Source organism: Actinotignum sanguinis, assembly GCF_030230305.1.
GTDB classification, from domain to species: domain Bacteria; phylum Actinomycetota; class Actinomycetes; order Actinomycetales; family Actinomycetaceae; genus Actinotignum; species Actinotignum sanguinis.
In genome coordinates this window covers 149,161-174,092 of the sequence record NZ_JASPCQ010000003.1, presented here as the reverse complement: position 1 = coordinate 174,092, position 24,932 = coordinate 149,161, and the positions used below count along the sequence as shown (strand labels likewise).

Annotated in this window: 18 protein-coding genes and 2 tRNA genes; 14 read left to right on the top strand and 6 right to left on the bottom strand. The window is 62.2% G+C overall.

The features are described 5' to 3' along the window. Window positions 1-27: 27 nt before the first annotated feature. Window positions 28-474, top strand: a complete 447-nt coding sequence (locus tag QP828_RS03035; protein WP_126135519.1) for a ribose-5-phosphate isomerase — start codon at window positions 28-30, stop codon at window positions 472-474. Window positions 475-480: 6 nt separating this feature from the next. Here the strand turns inward: QP828_RS03035 and epsC are convergent, their stop codons facing one another. The 4 genes from epsC to QP828_RS03015 all read right to left on the bottom strand — a co-directional run bounded on the left by epsC (window position 481) and on the right by QP828_RS03015 (window position 3,587). Beyond that, entirely contained in the window at window positions 481-1,053 is a 573-nt protein-coding gene (gene epsC, locus QP828_RS03030; RefSeq protein WP_126135518.1) for a serine O-acetyltransferase EpsC, read from the bottom strand. Between the two features lie 80 nt (window positions 1,054-1,133). Continuing rightward, the gene (gene cysK / locus QP828_RS03025) at window positions 1,134-2,066 is read right to left on the bottom strand and encodes a cysteine synthase A (RefSeq protein WP_274732753.1); all 933 of its coding nucleotides are present in this window, start codon (window positions 2,064-2,066) and stop codon (window positions 1,134-1,136) included. 132 nt (window positions 2,067-2,198) lie between these two features. Next, window positions 2,199-2,852 carry a TetR/AcrR family transcriptional regulator gene (locus QP828_RS03020; protein ID WP_274732755.1) on the bottom strand — a complete coding sequence of 218 codons (654 nt, stop codon included), beginning with the start codon at window positions 2,850-2,852 and terminating at the stop codon, window positions 2,199-2,201. Between the two features lie 69 nt (window positions 2,853-2,921). Then, window positions 2,922-3,587, bottom strand: coding sequence for an IMPACT family protein (locus QP828_RS03015; RefSeq protein ID WP_274732757.1), 666 nt, complete (start codon window positions 3,585-3,587; stop codon window positions 2,922-2,924). 200 nt (window positions 3,588-3,787) lie between these two features. Here QP828_RS03015 and rpmF point away from each other — a divergent pair, with 200 nt between their 5' ends. Further along, a complete protein-coding gene (gene rpmF / locus QP828_RS03010) occupies window positions 3,788-3,952 on the top strand; it encodes a 50S ribosomal protein L32 (RefSeq protein WP_016442420.1) in 165 nt (54 codons plus the stop codon). A 212-nt stretch (window positions 3,953-4,164) separates the two neighbouring features. Continuing rightward, window positions 4,165-6,561, top strand: a complete 2,397-nt coding sequence (locus QP828_RS03005) for a MaoC family dehydratase (RefSeq protein ID WP_274732761.1) — start codon at window positions 4,165-4,167, stop codon at window positions 6,559-6,561. 76 nt (window positions 6,562-6,637) lie between these two features. On the opposite strand, the gene QP828_RS03000 is transcribed toward QP828_RS03005, so the two are convergent. Both QP828_RS03000 and QP828_RS02995 read right to left on the bottom strand, forming a co-directional pair. Beyond that, window positions 6,638-7,690 carry a zinc-dependent alcohol dehydrogenase family protein gene (locus QP828_RS03000; RefSeq protein WP_126134964.1) on the bottom strand — a complete coding sequence of 351 codons (1,053 nt, stop codon included), beginning with the start codon at window positions 7,688-7,690 and terminating at the stop codon, window positions 6,638-6,640. Between the two features lie 362 nt (window positions 7,691-8,052). Continuing rightward, window positions 8,053-8,126 (bottom strand) — tRNA-Pro (locus QP828_RS02995). 185 nt (window positions 8,127-8,311) lie between these two features. On the opposite strand from QP828_RS02995, the gene QP828_RS02990 reads away from it, so the two are divergent. The 11 genes from QP828_RS02990 to QP828_RS02940 all read left to right on the top strand — a co-directional run bounded on the left by QP828_RS02990 (window position 8,312) and on the right by QP828_RS02940 (window position 24,916). Beyond that, window positions 8,312-8,385 (top strand) — tRNA-Gly (locus tag QP828_RS02990). Window positions 8,386-8,624: 239 nt separating this feature from the next. Then, window positions 8,625-11,426: a hypothetical protein gene (locus QP828_RS02985; RefSeq protein ID WP_274732763.1), complete on the top strand. Its 2,802-nt coding sequence runs from the start codon at window positions 8,625-8,627 to the stop codon at window positions 11,424-11,426. Between the two features lie 270 nt (window positions 11,427-11,696). Further along, window positions 11,697-12,683 carry a methionine ABC transporter ATP-binding protein gene (locus QP828_RS02980; RefSeq protein ID WP_274732765.1) on the top strand — a complete coding sequence of 329 codons (987 nt, stop codon included), beginning with the start codon at window positions 11,697-11,699 and terminating at the stop codon, window positions 12,681-12,683. Then, on the top strand, window positions 12,680-13,429 hold the full coding sequence (locus QP828_RS02975) for a methionine ABC transporter permease (protein WP_274732766.1): 750 nt from the start codon (window positions 12,680-12,682) through the stop codon (window positions 13,427-13,429). Before QP828_RS02980 ends, QP828_RS02975 begins: the two co-directional genes overlap by 4 nt. A 117-nt stretch (window positions 13,430-13,546) precedes the next feature. Then, window positions 13,547-14,389 (top strand): MetQ/NlpA family ABC transporter substrate-binding protein, encoded by an 843-nt coding sequence (locus QP828_RS02970; protein ID WP_274732768.1) that lies wholly within the window; start codon window positions 13,547-13,549, stop codon window positions 14,387-14,389. A 296-nt stretch (window positions 14,390-14,685) separates the two neighbouring features. After that, complete coding sequence (gene tig, locus QP828_RS02965; RefSeq protein ID WP_274778498.1) at window positions 14,686-16,275, top strand: trigger factor; 1,590 nt, start codon at window positions 14,686-14,688, stop codon at window positions 16,273-16,275. Between the two features lie 493 nt (window positions 16,276-16,768). Beyond that, window positions 16,769-21,436, top strand: a complete 4,668-nt coding sequence (locus tag QP828_RS02960) for a metallophosphoesterase (protein WP_284891227.1) — start codon at window positions 16,769-16,771, stop codon at window positions 21,434-21,436. A 242-nt stretch (window positions 21,437-21,678) separates the two neighbouring features. Next, on the top strand, window positions 21,679-22,326 hold the full coding sequence (locus tag QP828_RS02955) for a ClpP family protease (protein WP_126135012.1): 648 nt from the start codon (window positions 21,679-21,681) through the stop codon (window positions 22,324-22,326). A 38-nt stretch (window positions 22,327-22,364) separates the two neighbouring features. Further along, window positions 22,365-23,042: an ATP-dependent Clp protease proteolytic subunit gene (locus tag QP828_RS02950; RefSeq protein WP_375712894.1), complete on the top strand. Its 678-nt coding sequence runs from the start codon at window positions 22,365-22,367 to the stop codon at window positions 23,040-23,042. Window positions 23,043-23,279: 237 nt separating this feature from the next. After that, complete coding sequence (gene clpX / locus QP828_RS02945) at window positions 23,280-24,539, top strand: ATP-dependent Clp protease ATP-binding subunit ClpX (RefSeq protein ID WP_274732774.1); 1,260 nt, start codon at window positions 23,280-23,282, stop codon at window positions 24,537-24,539. Continuing rightward, a complete protein-coding gene (locus tag QP828_RS02940; protein ID WP_274732776.1) occupies window positions 24,539-24,916 on the top strand; it encodes a chorismate mutase in 378 nt (125 codons plus the stop codon). Before clpX ends, QP828_RS02940 begins: the two co-directional genes overlap by 1 nt. Window positions 24,917-24,932 lie beyond the last annotated feature (16 nt).

Below are 24,932 nucleotides of genomic sequence, written 5' to 3'. Positions count from 1 at the left end.
AGCGGCACAATAGGATAGGATTGCTGCATGCGAGTACATATTGGAACAGATCATGCCGGTTTCGAGCTCAAGGAATTCCTGGTGGAGAAACTGGAAGAAAGTGGCTACGAAGTGGTGGACCACGGCGCTAAAACCTATGACGCGCTCGATGATTACCCCGCCCCGTGTATTGCCTGCGGGCAGGGCGTCGTAGATGATGCCGGGTCGCTAGGAATTGTATTGGGCGGGTCCGGGAACGGCGAGCAGATTTCAGCGAATAAAGTGCGCGGCGTGCGCGCGATCCTCGCCTGGAATGAGGCCACCGCCAAGCTCGGGCGCGAACACAATAACGCCAACGTTATTTCCATTGGAGCGCGCCAGCATACCCCGGAAGAGGCGTGGAACCTCGTCAAGCTTTTCCTGGAAACACCCTTCAGCGAAGATGAGCGCCACCAGCGCCGCATCGACCAGATCGCGCGTTACGAAGGCGCCTAAAAAGCCCTAAATATAGATCGCCGGATCGATGAGCGGTTCGTGATGGGCCGGGGTGCGTACCCGTGCGGGGATTCCCACCGCGGTCGCTTCCGCCGGCACATCATGAACGACGACGGCGTTAGCGCCCACCTGGGAACCGTCCCCAATGCGGACAGGGCCGAGTATTTTCGCGCCCGCTCCCACCATGACGCCATTTCCCAAGGTGGGGTGGCGTTTGACCGGTTCGGCTGATGACCCACCCAGGGTCACCCCGTGGTAGATCATGCAATCATCGCCGATCTCTGTGGTTTCTCCGATGACCACGCCCATGCCGTGGTCAATGAAGAAACGGCGGCCGATGCGAGCACCGGGGTGGATTTCCACCCCGGTGAGCAACCGGGTGGCTTGCGAGAGGAGGCGCGCCGGTAGCCGCAGCCGCGGCGTCGCCTCCCACATCGCGTGTGCCACCCGGTGCCCCCACACGGCATGCACGCCGGAGTAAGCCAGTACTACTTCCAGGCGGGAGCGCGCCGCCGGATCGCGCCGGCGCGCGGTATCAATATCTTCCCGCATCATCCGGAGTGCTCGAGATAAACCCATAGAACCTACTCTAGCCGGCCCCGCGCCGTGAGCTGAGTCCCCGCGCCACGTGGGCCTGCGCCGTCGTACCTATCCTTTCCCTAATCGCGGTAGGGATCGAAAAGGGGAGTGGAGGCGTAGCGCTCCCCGAAATCGGGGATGATGACGACGATGCGCTTACCGGCAGCCTCGTCACGCTTCGCGACCTCGAGTGCGGCGTGGAGAGCGGCGCCTCCCGAAATCCCTAGGAGCAGCCCCTCCGAGGTGGCAGCCGCGCGCGCCACCTCAAGCGCCGTCGCCGTGGGAACCGGGAAAACTTCGTTGTACAGCTCGGTGTCGAGCACCTCGGGAACGAAATTCGCGCCGATGCCCTGGATACCGTGCGAACCGGCCTTCCCCTCGGAGAGCAGCGGCGATTCGGCCGGCTCCACCGCAATGATCTTCACGTCCGGATTATGGCGGCGCAGTGCCCGCCCCGCCCCGGTAATGGTGCCGCCGGTTCCGATACCCGCCACAAAGTAATCCACCTTGCCCTCGGTATCCGCCCAGATTTCCTCACCCGTGGTCTTTTCGTGAATCGCGGGGTTGGCCACGTTGGTGAACTGGCTGGCCAGAATCGCGTTCTCGGTATTCGCCACGATTTCTTCGGCGCGGGCCACCGCCCCGCGCATGCCTTCCTTCGGGTCGGTCAGCTCCAGACGCGCCCCGAAAGCCCGCAGCAGCATACGCCGCTCCACGGACATGGAGGCCGGCATCGTCAAAATAACCTTGTAGCCGCGCGCGGCACCCACCCAGGCCAGGCCGATCCCGGTATTCCCCGAGGTTCCTTCCACAATGGTGCCACCGGGGCGCAGCGCGCCAGACTCTTCCGCGGCATCGATAATGGCCACCGCCACCCGGTCTTTCACCGAATTAGCGGGATTGTAAAACTCAAGCTTGGCGAGGACTTCCGCGGAGCTACCCTCCGCGAGCTTATTGATACGGACGAGGGGCGTATGCCCCACAAGTTCAGTAGCGTCATTGAAAATGGTCATAGTTCCTCCTCGGGTACGCTAACGCGGCTGCGAGCCATATTGTTCCCGCGGCTCCATGTTATTTTCTGGAACGCGAGTGGCTCGGCGTGGCCCGAGATATGGATAGACCTGGGCAGATACCCCATCTAACCGCTAATCGCGGGGAGTGGTATCCGATTCCCGCGCGCGTCGTTCGGCCTCCGCGGTGAAAGCGGGAATAAGGAAGTCGAGTTTGGTATCGAGATTGGCCCGGTCGCGCCATTTCAGGCGGGAGAATAGCACGATATTCCCGCGGGCAGGCTGAGCAATATGGGTACCGTCTTTGACGTTGTTGAAAGAGGCCGCCGCCGCGTGGGTGGCCATAATGATATTGGTAACGGTGTCTACCGCGAGCAGCCCGATTTCCACATCCCATCCGGCGATATCTTCGAGCGCATTAATAAGGGCATTGAGGTGCGGGGCAATAAAACGCGAGGTTGCGGAGAACTGCACGAAAAGCAGATCAAGCCCCGGGTGGGTATCCATAAGTTCCCACACTTTATTCGCATAATCACGCAGCAGGGCATCCGCGCTCTCTCCTTCGGGCGGAGGATATTCGCTCGAAACGCGCGCCAGACACGCTTCCATGAGATCTTCGCGGCTTTTGAAGAGACGATAGAGAGCCGAGGTCGCTACGCCGAGCTTCTCGGCAACCTGGCCGAGCGTGAACCGATCCAAACCGATCTCGAAGACTGCATCGATTGCTTCATCGGCAGTGAAAGTCGGTTTGGGGCCGGTTTTCTTGTGTGACCGTAAAGGGCTTCTCATGGCATCACCGCATTCAGTGGTTGACGTGTGTCGATACGGCACTGCACGATGCGGCCGTTTTTGTTTATTTTAACGCGCTATAGAAGAGTCGTCATGTTTATCCAGGTAAGGAACCTCGATAATCGCGTCATCAATTTGTTCGACGCCGACATTCCCCGCGGACAACTCTGCCATCATAGCGGCCAGAGATACCCCGCGCTCAGTGGATATGCGCAGTTCAACACCATCGTTGTGGTAGTCCATCTCCGGGGTGAAACCCGCGCCTGAGAGGGTGGCGATATATCTGCCGGCGTCGGAGTGCGGGAGAAAAGCCCGATAACGGGGCACGATGCGCCGTTCCACCAGCCGGGCCTGGCCGAGTGCCTGGGTGACCGAATCCGAATACGCCCGCACCAGTCCTCCTGTGCCCAGCAGGGTTCCCCCGAAATATCGGGTGACTACCGCAACAACATCGGTGATTCCCGCGCCGAGGAGGGTGTCGAGCATGGGGCGCCCGGCGGTGCCGGAGGGTTCACCGTCGTCAGAAGAACGGTGGATCGGAGCGCTGCCGGCAACGGAGACCACGTAGGCGCTGCAATGGTGGCGGGCATCGGGGAAACGGCGCTTTTCGCCGTCAATCACAGCGCGCGCCTCCGCCTCGGTGGAAACCCGCGCCAGCACTGTAATAAAACGAGAACGTTTGATCTCAAGTTCAGTTTCGTAGCGCGCCCCGGCCTCTAATAGCACATCCGACATAGTGGTATTGTCTCATCACCGGTGCTGACGCGTGGCGTGGCGATGCTTGATATCTCACATGCTCGCTCTGGCGCGGCGTGGAGGTGATGAGGTAGACTCATTCGCTGTGTGTTATTGAAGCGTCGGTTTCGGCGTGGATATTCACGAAGATTCGTAGCGGCTGCGCAGGGCGGCCCGGAAAGTAGAGAGGAGCGGTTGACATGGCAGTACCTAAGCGCAAGATGTCCCGCAGCAACACCCGCTCTCGTCGCTCCCAGTGGAAGGCCGAGCTCACCGAGCTCCAGACCGTCCGCGTGCGGGGCCGCGAAGTGCGCATCCCGCGCAAGCTGGCCAAGGCTTACAAGAAGGGTCTGCTCTCGGACTAAGTCCGCGGGAAGCTCAAGCTTGCTTACCCTCGTGAGGTTATCTCACGAGGGTATTTTTATGTTTCGGTGCCGCCGCGGTGCGACGGTGCGACGGTGCGACGGGGCGACGGTGCGACGGGGCGACGGGGCTGCACGCTTGGCCGCGAGCGCGCTGCCGGCAGCAGGGCGGCTCTTTTCCTAAAATGGAAGGGACACCGACGAAAGGGGTTCCCATGCAAGCCCGTCGCTACGCCGCTATCCTTGCCGCCGCGGCCCGCCAAAAACTCAGCCGCCGCGCCGTTCCTCGTGCTGATGAGCTGCCGCGGGTGAAGGTCCACGCGGTTGCCGAGCGCCCCGTGGGGGAAGGTATTGCCCGTTTTGCCGGCGGGGGAGTGGGCGGGCATGCCCCGGCTGCTCTGCTGCACCAACTATGCCTGGGGCCCACTCTCGATATTCTTGCCGATACCAGCCTGCCCCTGGTCGCCACCGGTGCCGTTATCACCGACCTGCGGTGGGAGATTCTCAGCCCCGTTCCTTTCGGGCGCCCGCTTACGGTGCGGGCGTGGGCTGCCAGTTTTGAGCGTGATGAAAAAGGTACGGCGCTGCGCCTCGCGGCTGATATTTCGTACGACGGCGCAGTGTGTTACCGAGAAATCGCACGTTACCTGGATCGGGGCAGCACCGGGAGTCCCGTGCGCGTGACCGGAGAAGAACCGCAGCTCGGGGGCGCTGATCTCGATTTCCGCACCGAATTCGGGGTGGATGAGGCCGGGCATCTGCGCTACGCCAGTCCCCACGCGCTGGCGGAACGGCGCTTCACTGCCGCGGATGCGCGCCACTGGGCCCGCCTGACCGGAGATATCAACCCGATTCACCTCTCCGGAGCAACCGCCCGCCTCTTCGGCTTTAGCGGGGCGGTGCTGCACGGTGCCGCTACCGACGCCTGGGCCTGCGGCCAGCTTGGCCTGCGCGGGGATGCACCGGGCCGCGGGGAAGTTACCTTCCGTGCGCCCCTGGTACTGCCTCAAAAGGTGGTACTGCGCGCCGTGGGGGAGGAAGGCGCCGTCGCCGTTGTCGAGGAACGCACGGGGCGCGACCTCGTCCATCTGCGCTACACCAGTGCGGAATTACATGAGGCGCAGGGAGGTATCGTGCTCCCCATTCGGGATGGGAAACCCTCCAGCACCGCGGTTTCGCGGGGCATGGTCGAGGTTTTCGCGGCCGGGGACGCCGCGCTTGCCACGGCCCTCGAGGATGCTATTCCTTGGCGCCGTACCTACCGGGAGCCCTACGCGCAGCTGACCCGCCTCGACGATCCGGCCCGCGGGGCGGATGCGGCGCATGCCGGGTTGAACTTCGTGCACCATACGCTCACCTTGCATGACGGTACGCCGCTCGCCAAGCTGCGCCCGCGCGGCGGGACACCCCGGGGCGAAATCGTCCGGGGTACCACGGTGCCCTGCCCCTTCACGGTTCCTTTCCGGGGCCGGGAGATTCCCGAGCGCTGGCGCGCCGCGACCCGTCGGGATGCTCGCGGCGACTACGTGTACCTGAGCGGCACGGAGCTCCTTGACCACCTGGCTCGGTGGGAAGAACAGGGGCGGGTGCAGCCCGGGGTGCTCGCCGCGCTCACCGAGGTGGTGCATCACCCGGAGATGATGCGCTTGGAGGGGCGCACTGTGGCGGTCCTGGGTGCCGGTGCGGAGCTATCCCCCGCGCCTACGCTGCTGGCCACCGGAGCGCAGGTGGCGGGAGTGGGGCGCAGCGAGTCGCGGCGCATGCGCACCTTGCGAGCCCGGGCGCTGGAAGCTGCCGGTGATCTCCATATTGCGCCCGCGGGTTTCGGCGACGTGACCGCAGCCCCGGACGCGGTGGCCGGTTGGCTCCTCTCGCTGCCCGGTGACCTCGTGGTGGTGGATACCCTTTACGCGCCCGGATATAAATTCCTGCTGGTGGAAGCGGGAGCGGATGCCGTGCTGCGCATGGTAGGGGAGGAAAGTAACGCTGCGTTCGCCTGGTACGGTTCGCCCACGGATGCCTACCCGATTCCGGGGAACGACGACGCAGCGGCTGGCGCCGCTGAGCTCCCCGGCGGGGTGGTTTCCCGAACGGCGATCCGCAGCTGGGCGAAACTTTCCGGGGCGCGGCCCGCCCGCGAGGCCGGCGTCGTCAATCTGCTCCAAGATATCCAGGGCCCCAATTACGCGGCCGCGAAACGCATCGGACGGTGGCGTGCCACCGTGGAGCGGGAAGCCGGCCGCACTATTTCCTACACTATTGCCCCGATGTCCCGCACCGAATCGGTGCTCATTTCCCAGCCGCTGCGCGCTGGGTACGCAGGCCTGGAGCGGCTGGGATACCCGCCCCTCGCCGCGGATACCGCAGCGGCTCTCCTCACTGGCCTGCTGGTATGGGATCTGCAACATCCGGAGGCCACCGCTTCCTCCACTAGTTTCCTAACCGACCGCGCCTTGGATGGCGGGCTTCTCTCCATCCCCTATCAGCCCAATGACCTGGCCGGGCTCGCGCTTCTGAGCGGGGCGGAGCAGCTCCTCGGGCGCCACCGCGGACCTACGGCCGGGCGCTTACGGGAGCGCCCGGCCGTAGGGGATGCGTCCTCGGGCTACTAAACGAGGGAAGGCTGTTAGGAACCCGAGGACAGTTCTGGTTATACGAGGGGACAGGTCACATGGGTGGCCAGTTACTTTAGTGGATGAGAACCTTGAGGGCGTTGGTATCCGCAGCGTGGGCGAAAGCCTCGTAGGCTTCCAGGATGTCCTCGAAGGCAAACTCGTGGGTGACGAACTTATCGGCGGGCAGCTTCTTAGCAGCCACCAGCTTGAGCAGCATTTCCAGGGTATTGGTGGACACCAGACCCATAGAAATATTGATATTGGCGATCCACAGCTTGTCGATAGGCAGGTCAACCGGCTTACCGTGCACGCCCACATTTGCCACGTGGCCACCCGGGCGCACGATCTGGAGGCAGGTATCGAAGGTAGCCGGCACGCCCACCGCTTCGATGGCGACGTCGACCCCTAAACCATCGGTGAGGGCCATAACCTGCTCCTTCCAATCGGAGGAGCTGTTATTGACCGTGTGGGTGGCGCCGAAATCACGGGCGCGATCCAGGCGCTTATCATCCAGGTCAATGGCGATGACCTTGGCCGGCCCGTACAGGCGCGCCGTCATCACCGCGGCCAGACCCACGGGACCCGAGCCGACCACCGCGACGACGTCGCCCGGCTTGACTTTGCCGTTCTGCACCCCGATTTCGAAACCGGTGGGGAGGATATCGGAAAGCAGAATACCCTCCGCATCGCTCACACCTTCCGGAATCTTGTATACGGAGTTTTCCGCGAACGGCACGCGCACGTATTCGGCCTGGGTGCCGTCAATCATGTAGCCGAAAATCCAGCCGACGCCGGGCATGCCTTCGGGATCCATGCAGTGGGCGTACATGCCGGTACGGCAGTAGGAGCAATGCCCGCAGGAGCTCACGCAGGAGAGGATGACACGATCACCGACCTTGAGATTTGTCACGTTCGACCCGACTTCGGTGATGCGGCCAATTCCTTCGTGGCCCAGAATGCGCCCGGGTTCGACTTCCGGGGTGTCACCCTTGAGGATGTGGAGGTCGGTGCCGCAGATCGTGGTTGCTTCCATCTTGACGATGACGTCGGTGGGCTGCTGGATTTGCGGATCCGGAACTTCTTTCCATTCCTTAATTCCCGGACCTCCGTAGACAAGAGCCTTCATAATTTTCTCCTCATTGAGTCGCTCTGGTAAGTGCGGTGCCGTGACTGGCGCCACGCAACCCAATCTAGCGGGACGAAAGGCCCATGGAAAGGGTGTGCCGCGGTGGGTTGTGTAAGTTTGATCACGCAAGTGCTGTATAAGAATTACGTGAAAATACGCGGAAAAGTCGGCTGGGTGGTGGGTGTGATGGGTTGGTGTAGCTCCCGAGGGGTGGGTGTGTAAATTAAGGACATATGTCCCGGTGGGGTGGATTTTACGGCACGTGTGCGGCGGGTGCTGGCGGCGGCCTGCGGCGGCGTCGTTCATAAAAATATGGCGAGGCTGCACGAAAAGAAACAGTGCACGTTCGGAACATCACACGGTCGGGACGGCGGGACTTGAACCCGCGACCCCCCGCTCCCAAAGCGGGTGCGCTACCAAACTGCGCCACGTCCCGTGCTAGTTATTGTATGTAGCTGCCATGCGCCGAAAACTGAAGGTTTCCAGCCGCACCTAGGCAACGTGCCTAGTGTAATGGATTCTGGCCCGCGATGCCCATGCGGTTAGTGGGCGCCACCGGGGTGGAAGTCTTGGGGGTGGGGTGGTATTCTCTTCGGGTAGCGTTCGCGCAAGCGGCCGTGTGCGAGTGTAGTTTAGTGGTAAAACCTCAGCCTTCCAAGCTGATGATGGGAGTTCGATTCTCCTCACTCGCTCCATACTTTTCGTTGATATAGTGCGAACTCATCTCAGTATTTCACCCTTTTTCTTTCTCGTGATCGCGTAACCCTGCCTCAGCAAGGATATGGCCCACTTTTACGATAATGCTTTCAATATGTAGGTATTCTTTAATAATGATTGCACCTATGTCGTTGGGATCATTATGTTGAGAAAATCTGCCGCAGTCGGAGCTGCGTTGATACTTATGGGTTCTGGGTTTGGGGCTGTCACCTCCGCTGTGGCAGCTCCCTCGTCAGCGGGCGAGCTACCCGCCGGCTTCGTGCCTGCCGATGCGGTCGCTGATGTTACCGCGGTCGTGGTGAATGCCCCGAGTAATGAATGTACGGGCCGTACCCTGCGCACCGCCAAGCCGGATGACGGGAAAACGTATCCGAGCCAGGATGGTTACTACACTAATAGCGTCACGTACTGCCTGGACCAGTCCTTCGTTACTGGCGATAACAAGATTTCTTGGGATGCCGGCACCAAAACCCTCTGGTTCAATAATTATGTTCAGGATGCCTCGAATGCGTACAAGCGTGGCGTGTCCGTGGATACGGGCGGGATTGCCTCCGATATTCGAGTGAAATTCAGCGGCGCGAACGTTTTTACCGCCAGTGAGGGCGGCTACACCGCGAACGCCCTTTATTTCGCCGGGAACCAAGACGGCCTGTATAAATACGTTCTCGATTTTGATGGGGATGCCTCTTTTGATGCCACAAATACCATCAATAAGTATCCGGTGAATGTGGCCGATAGTGATCCGGCTGCTAAGTGGCTCAAGGGCGGCTCCATTGGGCTGGATTCTTCCGGTGCGCCGATTGAAATTGTCGGTCAGGGAAAACTCACCGCAGTGAGCAAGGATATTACGTGCGACAAGTGCGGGAGCGGAGATAGCAATACCGCGATGAGCACCGCGATCCGCAGCACCGCGGATCTCAGCATTGGCGGCAATGTTCAGGTCACGGCGCGGGTCACCAATGAAACCGGTTTAGCGACCGGGATTAACGCCTGGAAGAACCTCAAAATTGACGGTACCCAGGGCGCCACGGTGACGGCGGAAGCCACCTCCAACACCTCCACGGCAACCGCGATTATGCAGGCCGGCGGCGGCGATGTCGATAATACCGGCGACGTTTTGAGCATCACCGATGCGAAGGTCACGGCGCAGGCAACGGCGCAAGGAAAATCGAGTTTCGGCGTATACAGCAGAGGAAATCTCAGCGTTGCTGGAAAGGCGTCACTTGACGTCACCTCCTCCTCGCAATCTCAAGGCTACGGGGTGTACAGCGAAGGTCAGGTAAAGGCCGACGGCGCAGCCACTCTCACGGTGGCGGCTTCCTCGGCGAATGTTGCCGGGGGAGTGGTCGGTGCCACCGGGGTGACCTTCGCGAGCACCGGTGACAGCCTCATCAAGATGAACGGGGCGAAGAATGCCCCGGCTATCTTCACGGCGGGCCAAGGTACCTGCCGCTTCTTGGGTACGGGGGAGGTAACCGCCCAAACCATCGGTGGCTACGGTGCCTACCTCACCTGCCCGAATACAGAATTCGGGGAGCGCATTGGCGTGACCAAGCCCGGCACTTTCGCCCTTGCTGAATACGCTGCCGGCGCCTATGCGGTTGATGAGAACCTCGACCGGAACAGGGTGGCCGGCCCGACCGGTACCAGCCCTGTTTCTTCGAGTGCCCGCACTCGTTTCGTGGTCAATCACAATGGGCAGCGCACCGGAAACTGGACCATTGGCCGGGGCTACGTGGCACAAATCGGCACCACTGCGCAAACCGATTCCGTGACCGGTCAGGTGACCGAACCTGGCTCGCAGCATTATCCGGACGGCACCGTGCGGCAGCATATTTTCACCGCGCCGCAAGCCCGGGTAGGCACGAGCGCGCAGCTGAGCATTCCGGCTGGGGCGGAGAGCATTCCGGCGGGGGAGGAGAGCCTTCAGGCGGGGGAGGAGAGCCTTCAGGCGGGGGAGAAGGGTATTCCCTTTGCATGGTGGACGGTATCTGACCTCGCCACGCCAACCGAGCAGCTGAGCGCGGAAGCCCTCGGGCAGAACGCGCAGACGAACCCGGCCAATAGTGCGCTGAGCTTTGCCATGCCGGCCGAGGATCTTACGTTGACCCCGGTGTACGGCAAGATTGTTGTGCCCGCAGCGCCCGTGACCGCCCCGCAGCCCTGTGACGGGAGCGGAACCGTGGCACCGGCGAAGGTGACGCTGCCCGAGAATGCTGTGGGAATCATCTATGGCGAACCGAAAATCACCGGCACCACGGCAACCGTGACCGCTACGGCAAAACCCGGGTACCTCATCGCCACGCCGGTTTCCGAGCCAGGCTCCACGCCGAGCTACACGGTTGATAAGGAGCACCGTATGGCCACCTGGACCCTGGATCTCACTTCCACCGCGTGTGCCGCTACTCCGTTGGAGAAGCCCGCGGTGACCCCGATTGCTCCGACGTTGGTTCCGGCAGATAGCTGTGGGACTCCAGCCACGGTCACCATTCCGGAATCCGACGTCGTGGAGTACACCCGCGCGGAGAACAACGGCACCGTGACCGTGACGGCGCAGCTCAAGGATCCGCAGCGTTACGCCCTTGCCGCGGGAGCCACGACCGAGTGGACCTTCGATATTTCCGCACGGCCGTGCCCCGTGCCGGAGCCGCCGGTGAACCCGGAGCCGGGCGCACCTGATACGCCGGGTAGGCCAGGTGAACCGAATGACCCGGGTACGCCGGGCGCCCCGGACGCGCCGGAAGTGCCGGGTACCCCGGAGCCGCAGCCTGGCACGCCGGGCACGCCTACCGAACCGGCCGGCCCGGGTGCTCCCGCTGATCCGAGTAATCCGGACCAGCGCCCCGCGCCGCAGCAGCCGGGTACTCCGGCTACCCCGGAGCAGAAGGCCCCGGCGGTGAAGGTGAAGCGCCCCGCGGCTAAGCTCGCGCATACCGGCACCGCGGTGACTACCGGAATCGCAGGAGCGGCCGCGCTTATCCTGGGCGGCTACGTGCTGCGCCGGAAGTATCGCGGCTAAGCGAAACGGCAGGTCAGCGACCCTAAGCTATCCCCTCGGGGACCTTGGTAAAGTATTTGCGCAAAACTCGCACCGGCATCGCCGGGAGGGAAAACGCGGAAATGCCGGGGGAAACCGAGGGGATAGCGCTGTTTTTCGCCCCCGAAACCTACCGTGGCGTATCTCATGAGTGAGCCATTGCGTTGTTGTCCCCGGCAAAAACACCTACGATGATTGACTGTGCGCAGCAGCCCCGCTGAGCACGCTAAGGGAAACGTCAGGGGATACGAGATGATCGAACTAGCCGAGGTGGAGAAGATCTACCCGCGCCGCGGAGCGGAATCCGTGGCGGCGCTGCGCGGCATCTCGCTCACCATCCCCACCGGGGAAATTCACGGTATCGTCGGTGAATCAGGGGCGGGTAAATCCACCCTCATTCGCTGCCTCACCGCCCTGGAAAAACCCACCAGCGGCTCCATTCGCATTAACGGCGAAGATCTCAACGCGCTGCCGGCCTCGAAATTACGCGCGGCCCGGCGCACCATCGGGATGGTGTTCCAGGGTGGCAACCTGCTTGAGGCACGCACCGCCGCGGAAAATATCGCCTACCCTCTTCAGATCGCCGGTGAAAAATCCGCGAAGATAGCCGAACGGGTGCGCGAGATGCTGGGCGTCGTCGGCCTTGCTGATCGGGGCGATTCTTATCCATCCCAGCTTTCGGGCGGGCAGCGCCAGCGCGTGGCCATTGCGCGCGCCCTGGCCACCACCCCGTCAGTGCTGCTCTGCGATGAGCCCACCTCCGCGCTGGACGCGGATACCACCTTGCAGATCCTCGAACTGCTCCGTGAGGTGCGCGATGCCTACGGGGTGACCGTCGTTATTATCACCCACGAAATGGAGGTGGTGCGCCGAATCTGCGATTCGGTGACCCTCCTCGAATCCGGCCGGATTACCGCCGGTGGCACCATTGAAAGCGTGCTCGCGGACGTGAGTTCGCCCCTCGCGCGCCGCCTCGTGCCCGCTCCGGATATTGAAACGACCAACGTTTCGGGTTCCATTATCGATATTGCCTTTACCGCCCGCCCCGGGGAAACCGCCGGGTCCCAAGCTCTCAGCCTGGCCGCGCGCCTCGGCTGCGATATTGGCGCGGGCGTTTTTGAATCCATCGGTGAGATTCAGATTGCGCGCCTGGCCCTCGTGGTCAGCGACGCGCAGGTCGATACCGTTCTCACCGCGATGACTAACGCCGGAATCACCGCGGAGGTGCGGGCAGCATGACCACTCTTCTCAGTGCAGTTCTCAGCCCGGTTCTTTCCGCGCCGGCCGCATCCGCCGCGGCCGCACTCCCGCTGGAGCGCGGCACCTGGTTCGATGCCCCGGAAATCAAGGACGGTCTGGCCCGCGCCACCTTCGAAACGCTGGCGATGGTGGGTATCTCCACCGTTATCGCTTCGGCGCTCGGCCTTATCCTCGGGATGATCCTCGTGGCAACCGGCCGCGGGGGACTACTTCCCTCGCCGCTCCTCAATAAAACCCTCGGTTTTATTGTCAACGTGGGCCGCGCCATCCCCTTCATTATCTTCGTCTTTATTCTCATCGGCTTTTCGCGTGCAATTGCCGGAACGGGCAGCGCCTGGCAGGGCTTCACCGTTCCGCTCACGATCTCAGCGGCCTTCTACTTCGCGCGCCTGGTGGAATCCAATCTCATGGGCGTCGAGCGCGGCAAAGTGGAAGCTGTCCTCATGATGGGAGCCTCCCGCACCCGCATCATGTTCGGGGTGCTCATGCGCGAAGCGCTGCCGGCCCTCGTCCAATCCGTCACGATCCTCGCGGTTACCCTTGTGGGCTACTCGGCCATGGCGGGTGCTGTGGGTGGCGGCGGGCTGGGCGCCATGGCCCAAAACGCCGGGTACTACAATAACCGCCCGGATGTCCTCACGATCGTGGTGGTCGTGCTGGTGCTCCTCGTCATGGTTATCCAGGCGCTGGGTGACATGCTCAGCCGGCTGGTGGATCACCGCTAAGGAACCGCCGGCCGGGTCACGCACCACCGGGACGCACCCGGAGCAGCGCTGTCAGCGAACGGTGTACAGCGATACGTCATCACCACCAACATTGTGAAAAATAGAGGAATATTAACCATGAAGAAGCTTTCGAAAATTGCCCTGGTAGCTGCGGTGAGCGCGCTCGCGTTGAGCGGCTGCGGTAGCTCGGATTCGTCCTCCTCCGCTCCCGCGAAGAACGACGACGGCGCGGTGCGCCTCGTGGTCGGCGCCTCGCCGGCCCCGCATAAGCAAATCCTGGAATTCGTCAACGATAACCTTGCCAAGGATGCCGGTTTCACCCTGGACATCCGCGAGTACAACGATTACGTGCAGCCCAATGTGGCACTCAACGCCGGGGAAATCGACGCGAATTACTTCCAGCACCTGCCCTACCTTGAGAACGAAATCCAGGAAAAGAACTACACCCTGGACCACGGCGCAGGTATCCACATCGAGCCCTACGGCATCTACTCCAAGAAGATCAAGCAGCTCAGCGAGCTCAAGGACAATGCCGTGGTGGGCGTGACGAACGATCCGTCCAACCAGGCCCGGGCCCTCGATCTGCTCCAGAAGAACAACCTCATCAAGCTCAACCCGCAGGTTGCTTCCCCCACCATTTACGACGTGGTCGAGAACCCGAAGAACCTCACCTTCCGCGAAGCTGATGCTCCGTCCGTCCCGAAGATCCTCCCGGACGTGGATATCGCGATTATCAACGGTAACTTCGCCCTGCAAAACGGCCTGGTTCCTTCCAAGGACGCTATCTACACCGAAGATCCGACCGATAACCCCTACGGCAATATCCTCGCCTGGAACTCCAAGGCCACCGGTGAGAAGCTCGAGGGCGTGAAGAAGCTGGATGCCGCGCTGCACAGCCCCGAGGTTGCCAAGTACATTCGTGATACCTGGCCGAACGGCGAGGTTATCCCCGCCTTCTAAGGTTCATTACCCGAGCCTCATCACCCCGCCTTGCCAGCTGCGCTGGTAGGCGAGTGAGCTCCAGCTGCCCGGTACCTCGCAGCGAGGTACCGGGCAGCTGCGTCGTCGTGCCCCATAACGGTGCGCGGGTGAGAGTGCGTTCACATATGGCGAGTAGTTGTGCGCTAGAACTCCCATCACCCGGGGTGCGTGCCGTAGAATTAGCGGGTATGCCCGCGCCCGGCGCGGCGCAGTAAGGGGACGGATTCGTCCTATCGACAAGGGTTATCACCCCCATTTTTAGACTGGAGAAAAAGTTGGAAAGCTCCTACGAACAGCTCGATCCCACCCAGGTAAAGCTGACCGTTGAGGTTCCTTTCGAGGAATTCAAGCCGGAAATTGACAAGGCCGCGAAGACCATCGGCAACCAGGTGCAGATCCCTGGATTCCGCCGGGGTCACGTGCCCGCGCGCGTTCTGGAAGCGCAGATTGGCCGCGCCGCGATTGTGGAGCAGGCGATTAACGACTCTCTGGACGGCTACTACCAGGACGTTCTGGAAGAGCACGACCTCGTTCCCATGGGCCGTCCCGCGGTGGACGTGACCGGCGTGGCGATGGAAAAGAACTCCACCGACCCGCTTGCCTTCACCGTTACGGTGGATGTGCGCCCGGCCATTGTTCTCCCGGATCCGGCGCAGTACAGCTTCGAAGTGGAAGCCACCAATGCCGATGAGGATGCCGTGGAGGAGCGCCTCGAGCAGCTGCGCGAACGCTTCGCCACCCTCAAGACTGTGGAGCGCGCCGCCGCCAGCCGCGACTACGTCACCATTAACCTCTCCGCCAGCATCGACGGTGAGGAAGTTGATTCGGTGGAGGGTGTTTCCTACCGCATCGGTGATGACAATATGCTCGACGGCCTGGATGAGGCGGTCAACGGTGCCGCGGCCGGCGATGAGCTGAGCTTCACCTCCACCCTCGTGGGTGGGGAGCACGCCGGGCAGCAGGCTGATGTCACGGTCACGGTGGAGAAGGTGCAGGAATCCGAACTTCCGGAAGCGGATGATGATTTCGCCCAGCTCGCCTCCGAATTTGACACCATTGAGGAACTGCGCGCGGACCTGGCGGAAAAGGCCGCCACGGATGCCGCCCAGGTGCAGGTCATGGCCGCCCGTAATCTTCTCCTGGATAAGCTCCGCGAGGATGTTACGGTGCAGCTGCCCAAGCGCGTGATCGACGCTGAAGTAGAACGCCACCTCGAATCCGAAAACCGCGCCACCGACGACGACCACGCCAAGGAAATCCGCGGGGAAATCCGCGATTCGCTGCGCGACCAGATCATCCTCGATGAGCTGGCCAAGAAGTTCGGTGTGGATACCACCCAGGATGAACTCTTCAACTTCCTGGTGCAGCAGGCCCAGTCTTACGGCATGGACCCCAACCAGTTCATCTCCGCGGCCGCGCAGACCGGCCAGCTCGGGGCTTTCAGCGGCGAGCTGCGCCGCGGCAAGGCGCTTATTTCCGCGCTGCGCCTGGCCAAGGTTGTGGACACCAACGGCAACGAGGTGGATGTCATCAAGGTCGTTGGTGAAAAGCCGGAAGAAGAACTCACCCCGGACTTCTCCGCCGCTCCGTCCCGCCCCGTGTGGGATGGCCCGGTTGATGAGGACGCTGCGGTTTCGGATAACGCAGCGCAGGGCGACGACGCCGCGCCGGCGGAGGAAACTCCCGCCGCGGATGCGCCGGCTGGCGATGCGGACGCTTTCGACCCGGCCACCAAGAAGGTGGACGAAGTCGTGGAATACGCCCAGGGTGCGGATGCCGCTGAAGTGGCTCGCGTGCTCGAGGCGGAGAAGGCCGGCAAGGCTCGCAAGACCCTTGTGAAGAAGCTTGAAGAGCTGCTTGGCTAATCTCGGCTAATTCAGATATGCACGAACGTGCCCGCTAGTGCGGTGGGCGTGTGGGGTGGGAGGCTCAGCCTCCCACCCCACACGCGTATATGCGCAGCGTAGCTGCGCCGTCGTCGTGCCACCCACCGTTCCACCGTTCTCCGCAGGGGCGCACCGTCGCGCCGTTCGCTCCCGGACCATTCCCACCGTCGCACCGTTCACTCCCGCACCATTCCCACCGTCGCGCCGCGCGCGCCGCCCCGTCGTACCGCCGTACCGTCGTACCGCCGCAGTGTGATATTCACGTGAAGCTCCTTAAATTAAGAGCCCGTTTACGGCTTATTAAGGCGAATTCAATAGTTTGAGCAATGGAAACGCGTGTTTCCGAGTCGGGCCAATCCGCGCCCCGACTAGCTCAAAGCGAAGGATATTCATGCGACACGTGCGTCGAGTAGTAGCGGCTCTAGCTGCCGCTACGCTAGTGCCGGTCGGGGTGGCATGTACCGTGCCAGCCGTGGCCGACCCAGTACTCCCGGGAGTCGATTCTCCGGCTCTCGCCTCTACGAATGAGAATCCCGTCGTCGTTGACGGGGTGACTCAGCCCATGGATCCACGTCCCGGCTTCCGAGTGCTGCCCTACCTGCAGCGCCCCGGTGCCCACGAGATGACGATTAACTGGTTTACGGAACTGGGCCATAATGCCGTTCTCACCATCACCGGCCCGGGTCTGCCCGCCGAAGGGCGCACCTACACGGTAGCCGGCGTGCAGAACCCGGTGAACGATTACCAGGACTACGAACTTAAGCAGGGCACCCTCAGCCGCGGGAAGGCGCTGTCCGTACCGCAGGGAGCTTGGATTCGTGCTGATCATCCCTATAAGTACAGCCAGCGCGTAGAAGAGCTCCAGCCCAGCTCCACCTACACCTACACGGTCACGGTGGACGGCTACGCGCATTCCGCCACGCTGCGCACCCTCCCGGACGGCAAGGTGGGGATTACTGATCCGCTCCATATCATCGCCTTCTCCGATACCGAAACCGATCCCATCGGGCGCGTGACCTACCGCGAATGGGAACAGACCCTCAACCTGGCGGAAGGCTCCGAAGAGCGCCCGGGTAAGGGCTCGGCTTGGGATGAGAAATTCGGCGGCTCCACCCGTAACGGGAAGTACGCCGTCAATTACATGCTTACCGAGGATAAGGCGCAAGAAATCAATAACGCCGCTATTGCCGCCGCCAAGCCTGACCTGGTGCTGCTGCCCGGCGACATCGCCGAACGCGCCTCCTCGCAGAGCCACTGGGATGAATGGTTCCGTTACTTCGCGGGCGATAAAGGCCAGCTCCTCGATTCGATTCCGGTTATCACCTCGCTGGGCAACCACGAAGTGTACGGCTACGGCAGCCCCGATGATCGCACCGCGGTAGCCCGGGCGCGCGCCGCCTACAACCAGGTTTTTGATACCAACGGCTCGGATAACGCGAACGCTCGCGATGCCTACCACCGCACCGATATGGGGCCGGTGACCATTATCAGCCTCGATTCGACCAACGGTACGGATCAGACCACCAAGACGATGCCGGAAGAAGCCAAGATCGAAGGCAACGACGCAGGCATTACCGCCGCTCAGCTCGGGACGGACACCCAGGGCGTTTTCCCGTACGAGGAATACGCGCGGGACTTCCCCAAGTCCGTGGCGGCCGGCTGGTGGGGCCCGGATGCGGCCCCCGATTCGGTGGATCAGCCCAGCTTCATGCCCGGTTCGGAGCAGTACCGCTGGCTTGACGAGCAGCTTGCTGATGCCCGCGCCAAGGGCCAGATCATCATCGTGCAGTACCACCACGTAGCATATTCCAACGGCGTGCACGGCACTCCGATGGGCCACAAGTTCCCCGATCAGCAGCCGGGTGTGCCCATGCGCCACCTCCAGCCGCTCTTCGAAAAGTACAATGTCGCCTCCGTGTTCTCCGGCCACGACGAAATGTTCCAGGCCTCCTACGTGGACGAAGCGGGCGACGGCGTGGGCGTGTACCACTGGGACGTCGGCGTAGCCTCCGACGGCCTGCGCGGTGAAAAGATGGTCAAGACGGGGGAGAACGGCTCGTACGAACCGCTGCGTTTCAACTCCCACTCCGTGTGGATGGCGCAGGCCAACGAACCGGAAATGTGGAAGACCAACGAGGCGGGCGTGAAGAAACTCATCTCGGGCGGGAAACACTACGGCCACCTGGATATCAAGATTCAGCCCTACGCCGGCCCGGCCCTCGATTCCGGGGTGAAACCGGCCGCCGAAATGGTCATGACCCCCATCTCGCTCTTCCCGATCCTCGACGATAACTACGAGGTGGAAAAGGTGGAGCGCCGCGAGCTGCTCACCGGGCAGTTCACCGTGTACCTGGATGCGGAAGGTAACCCGCTGGCGGGCACCCCGCAGGAAGGCACCGGCCAGGACGAAGAGAAGACCCCGCTGTCCAACTTCTCCCTCGGCGTTATCCCGGACACCCAGTTCTACTCGCGTTACGCCACGGCGGAAACCGGTAACCAATTCGGTGCCATGTACGGCAGCGAACCCTTCTCCGCCCAGACCTCCTGGATCGCGGAAAACGCTGAGAAGTACGGCATTAAGATGTCCATGCACCTGGGCGATATCGTCGACCAGTACAACCATCCCCAGCAGTGGGAAATTGCCGATAAGGCGATGAAGATTCTCGAAGATGCGGGGCACCCGTACTCGATTCTTGCCGGTAATCACGACGTCGGGGCCGATGCGTCGGATACCGACCCGGTCGGCTACGGCACCTACAAGGAATGGTTCGGTGCCGAGCGTGCCGCCAAGAATGTGACCTTCGTGGAGCGCGATCCTTCCGGCGCGCACGAGTACCACATTCTCAAGGTCAATGGCCAAGATTTCCTGGTCATGAACCTGTCCTGGCAGGCCCAGGATGACGCCCTGCAGTGGGCCTCCGATGTGCTCGATAAGCATCCGAATACCCCCACGATCGTCAATTCCCACCAGCTCATTAATGTGGAGGGCGACGGCGTGACGCCGCTGGCCACCGAGTTCGGTGAAAAGGTATGGAACAAGGTCATCCGCAATCACGACCAGGTGTTCCTCACCTTCAACGGCCACCATCACGGCGCGACCACCTGGACGCGCACGAACGACGCCGGCCATCCCGTTTACCAGGTCCTCATGGATTACCAGATGGCCTACATGGGTGGAAACGGCTACATGGGCATGGTCGAATTCGACCTGCCGGGTAACAAGATTTACCAGACCTCCTTCTCCCCGTGGGTGATGACGAAGGCCAAGGACACCCTTGTTCCCGACGACCAGGCGATCCTTACCGGAGCGGGCCAGACCTTCGAGCTCGACTTCAACTTCGCGGAACGTTTCCCGAACCTCGTTATTGCTGATACGAAGGCTTCTTTGACGACGCCGCAGCTGCGCGAGTGGCTTGCCACCTACGATGCGCCGACCCAGGTTACCCCCTCCGCCCCGACCAGCGCGGAGGACTACCCGCAGGTGGAGAGCACCGTGGCCCACTGGAAGATGCCGGTGGATAAGGCCGAGGGCACCCCGGTTGCCGTGGGTGAAGCCATCGTGGATGCCGTGGGTGGGGATAACTTCACCCGGGCCCCGCTGGACCAGCCCGGTTCCAAGGGTGCGGAAGAAGGCGACGTCGTATGGACCCGTGACCACCACCCGCTCTCGGCCAATGCCGGCGCGGTGTGCTTCGCCAATGGTGGACGCGATAACGCGCGGTGGAATAACTTCGTGACCGCCGCCGATGCCGCCGTCAATAACGAGACCTTCGAGAATGGTTTCACCTTCGAGACCTTCATCAAGATCTCCCCGAAGTTCGATAACAAGAACAATGCCTGGATGGCCTGGCTCTCCCGCGACGGGCAGCGCCAGAACATCGCCGGCTACAACAACACCGAGGGTGAAGAACCGCCCTTCGCGTGGGCGATGTCCAACCTGGCGGAAATTCAGTTCTCCTTCGTGGACTCCCAGAAGCCCACCCCGGCCGAATCTTCGGCGTGGTCGGGCGAGATCGTCTCGCGCGATCAGTGGCTCCACCTCGCGGTGGTCAACGATCCGGAAACCAAGATGACCACGATGTACGTGGATGGGGTACCGGTGCTGCGTAATTCGCCGGGCACCGTGGGCGTGGGCACCCAGGGCCTGCCGTGGGTTCTCGGCGCGGGCTCCTATGCCGGGGTGCGTGAATCTGGATTCCAGGGTTGTATCGGTGAAGTTCGCCTCGTGGGTGAACCGCTTGATTCGAGCAAGTGGCTGACCGCGCGCGCCGGGGAAACCCCGGGCGGCGAGCAGCCCGGCGGTGAAGAACCGGGCACGGAGCCGAGCGTTGAGCCGACCGAGCCGGGTACCGAGCCGACCGAACCGGGTACCGAGCCGACCGAACCGGGCACGGAACCGAGCACCGAACCCAGCAAGCCGGGTACCGAGCCGAGCGATAAGCCGAGCAAGCCTGCGGCACCGCAGGGCAATCTGCTCTTCAGCTCCACCGCACTGGCTGGTGGTAACGCCGACCGTGTCACCAGCTACGGTCGCGCCGGCGAAACCATCTTCGTGGGTGACTGGGACGGCGACGGCGTGGACACCCCCGGGGTGCGCCGTGGCAACACCTTCCTGCTCACCAACGCCGCCACCGGCAATGCCCAGATGCAATTCTCCTTCGGCCGGGCCGATGACGAGATCATCATTGGCGACTGGAACGGGGACGGTAAGGACACCATCGGAGTACGGCGCGGCAATACGGTATACGTGCGCGACGACCTGGCGGGTGGCAACCACACGTCCACGGTCTCCTTCGGACGGCACGGCGACCAGATCGTGGCCGGCGATTGGGATGGCAACGGGCGCGACGAACTCGCGGTGCACCGTGGCAACACCGTCTTCGCTCAGGGGGCTTTCGCTGATACCCAGGCAAAGTCCACCTCCTCCTACGGGCGCCCCGGTGATGTGTTCCTCGCCGGTGACTGGAACGGGGATGGCGTGGACGGCATCGGTGTGGTCCGCGGTAACGTCTGGCACCTGCGTGACAACGTGGGCGAGGGCGTCGCGGTGGCAAGCTTCGGCTTCGGCCGCGCCGGTGATGTGTTCCTCGCCGGTGACTGGAACGGCGCGGGTGCTGATCGCCCGGCCGTCAACCGCTAACAGGTCACTACCAGCGGCTAGTAACTAGCCACCTCTCCAGCGGGAGGGCAGCGAGAATTACCTCGCCGCCCTCCCGCTCTTTTCTTGGCTGCGGCACCGTGACGGCGCCAACCATGCGCCATCAGCGAAAAAGCCTCGAGCCAGGATGATCGCGGCGGCCCGCGGGCGTTAAAGTCGCATACGAGTATGGAATCTCCGCGTGGGGGTTCCGAGGAAGGAAAACCGTGACCACATCACCTCGCATGGAAGGCCGGGATAATAACCAGCCTTCAGCATTCGGCGATGCTGTTTACCAGCGCCTCCTCAAGGAACGCATCATTTGGCTCGGCTCGGAGGTTCGCGATGATAATGCGAATCAGATTTGCGCCCAGATGATGCTCCTTGCCGCGGAGGATCCGGAGAGCGATATTTACCTATACATTAATTCTCCGGGTGGCTCGGTCACCGCGGGTATGGCCATTTTTGACACCATGCAGTATGTTCAACCGGATGTTGTCACCGTGGCTATGGGCATGGCGGCCTCGATGGGCCAATTCCTGCTTTCAGCCGGTACCAAGGGTAAGCGTTATATCACTCCGCATACTCGCGTTCTTATGCATCAGCCTTCGGGCGGCGCCGGCGGAGTGGCAGCTGATATCCGTATCAATGCCAACCTCATCTTGCAGATGAAGGAAGAACTAGCCGGGCTCAACGCGAAGCACACCGGCAAGTCACTGGAGCAGATCCTGGAAGATTCCGAACGTGACCACTGGTTCACCGCGCAGGAAGCACTGGAATACGGCTTCGTGGACCACATTATTTCCAACTCGCAGGTCATGCTCAAGAAGCCGAATAACGATAGTAACGACGGCGCACTCGAAGCCAGCCACGCGGGGGAGGAGCTCTCATGACGATGAATTTCCGAGCCGCGGGTAATCTGCCCGCCATGATGGCCGCCGGTCGCGTTCCCACCGCTGGCTTCGGCCACGGTAGCGCGGGCCCGATGCCCTCCAACCGCTACGTCCTTCCCGATTTTGAAGAGCGCACCCCCTACGGATACAAGCGTTCCAACCCCTACACCAAACTTTTCGAGGATCGCATTATTTTCCTCGGGGTGCAGGTGGATGATGCTTCCGCGGATGATGTGATGGCCCAGCTGCTCGTCCTCGAATCGATGGACCCGAACTCCCCGGTGACCATGTACATCAACTCTCCGGGTGGTTCCTTCACCGCGCTCACGGCTATTTACGACACCATGCAGTACATCAAGCCGCAGATCCAGACCGTGTGCCTGGGCCAGGCTGCCTCCGCGGCGGCGGTGTTGCTGGCGGCCGGCTCTCCGGGCCGACGCCTGGCGCTCCCCAATGCGCGGGTGCTCATCCACCAGCCCGCAATGGAGGGGATGCAGGGGCAGGCCACCGATATTTCTATCGTGGCCGATGAGCTTGACCGCATGACGGAATGGCTGGTCAACACCCTGGCCCACCACAGCGGGAAATCTCCCGATGAGGTACGGGCAGATATCCAGCGCGATAAGATCCTCACCGCCCAGCAGGCCAAGGACTACGGCCTGGTGGACAATGTGCTCGAATCGCGTAAAAATGCGGATACCGTAACCAACGGTTAATAGGATTCGCGCGTATACGCTCCGGGCTATAGCCGGGGCGGGAGCGCGTATCATGGGCGGGTAGGGGCCAGGTGCTCCTGCCCGCCCACCTGCATGGGCGGCGGGTGCGGCGCGGGAGCTGCGCCGTCGTACATCTCACTCACTGTGCGCGCCCCGCGTGGGAACGTGACCTTTGAGCGCAGATGCGGTGGAATAGGGAAGACGCGCGTACGGCGCGGCCGCGAGGCAAGGAGGAACATGGCGACCGTCGATGCAGCAGAAGCTCTCAAGTGTTCGTTCTGCCAGAAAACCCAACGCCAGGTGAAGAAACTTATCACCGGCTCGGGTGTCTACATTTGCAATGAATGCATCGAGCTGTGCAATGAGATTATCGCCGAGGAATTCGGGAAGGAAAACGATGGTTTTTCCCCGAATGAGCTTCCCGTTCCCGCAGATATTTACGCGTTTTTGAACGAGTACGTGGTGGGGCAGGAGGCCGCGAAGCGCACGCTCGCCGTCGCCGTGTACAACCACTACAAGCGGTTGCGCGCTAAAGCCGCGCCGCGTCCCGCTGACGGTGAGGATACTGTTGAGCTCGGCAAATCTAATATTTTGCTGCTCGGCCCCACCGGTACTGGGAAAACGTATCTTGCCCAGTCGCTTGCGCGGATGCTCGATGTGCCCTTCGCGATCGCGGATGCCACCTCTCTTACAGAGGCCGGGTACGTGGGTGAAGACGTCGAGAATATTTTATTGCGGCTCGTGCAGGCTGCCGGTGATGATGTGAAAAAGGCCGAATCTGGCATTATTTACATCGACGAAATCGATAAAATCACGCGCAAATCTGAGAATCCCTCCATTACCCGGGATGTGTCGGGGGAGGGCGTGCAGCAGGCGCTTCTCAAGATCGTGGAGGGTACGGTTGCGGCGGTGCCTCCGCAGGGCGGGCGTAAGCATCCCCAGCAGGACTATCTCCAGATCAATACCTCGAATATTCTTTTTATATGCGCCGGGGCCTTTGCGGGTTTGGAGGATGTTATTTCTACCCGCGTAGGGCGCCACGGTATCGGTTTCGGGGCGCAATTGCACGACGCCGAGGCCAGTTCGACGATGCTCTCGCAGGTCACCCCGGAGGATCTCCATAAGTACGGCCTTATTCCGGAGCTGGTGGGGCGCCTGCCCGTTATCGCAACGGTGGAGGCGCTGGGTGAAGACGACCTGGTGCAGATTCTTACCGAGCCGCGCAACGCCCTGGTCAAACAGTACACTCGCATGTTCGAGCTGGACGGGGTGCGCCTGACCTTCCAGGATGAGGCGCTGCGCGCCATGGCGCGCGAAGCGATGGAACGGGGCACCGGGGCGCGCGGGCTGCGCTCCATTATGGAGCGGGTACTCGGACCGGCCATGTTTGATGTGCCTTCCCGTAAGGATGTCCGGGAAGTGATTGTTACCCGCGCGGCGGTCACCGACGGTGCGGCTGTGGAGATCGTTTCCGCTGCGGAACGGAAGAGCGCCTAGTGAGCGGCGAAGGGGCGCAGCGCCATGCGGAAGAAGAGCGGTGCACCGCGGAACTCGGTGCTTTGCGGGCGCGCCTGGACGTTTTAGACTCCCAGCTAATTGAGCTGTTGGGGCAACGCAAGCAGGTAACCGACGCCGTGGGGCGCCTCAAGGATCGCTACCGGCTTCCCGCCCGCGATATGGCGCGCGAAGGTGTGCAGCACGCTCGGATTGCTGAACTGGCGCGCGCGGTGGGGCTAGATCCCGAATTTGCGGTGCGGGTGCATAATGTCATCACCTCGCGGGCTGTAGCGGATCACCAGCGTATTTCCCGTGCTTCCCGCGCCGCGCAGGTTGATGGTGATGAGCGCGAAGCTGGCCGTGCCGGCGCGGACTAGCTTCGCACAACGCGAG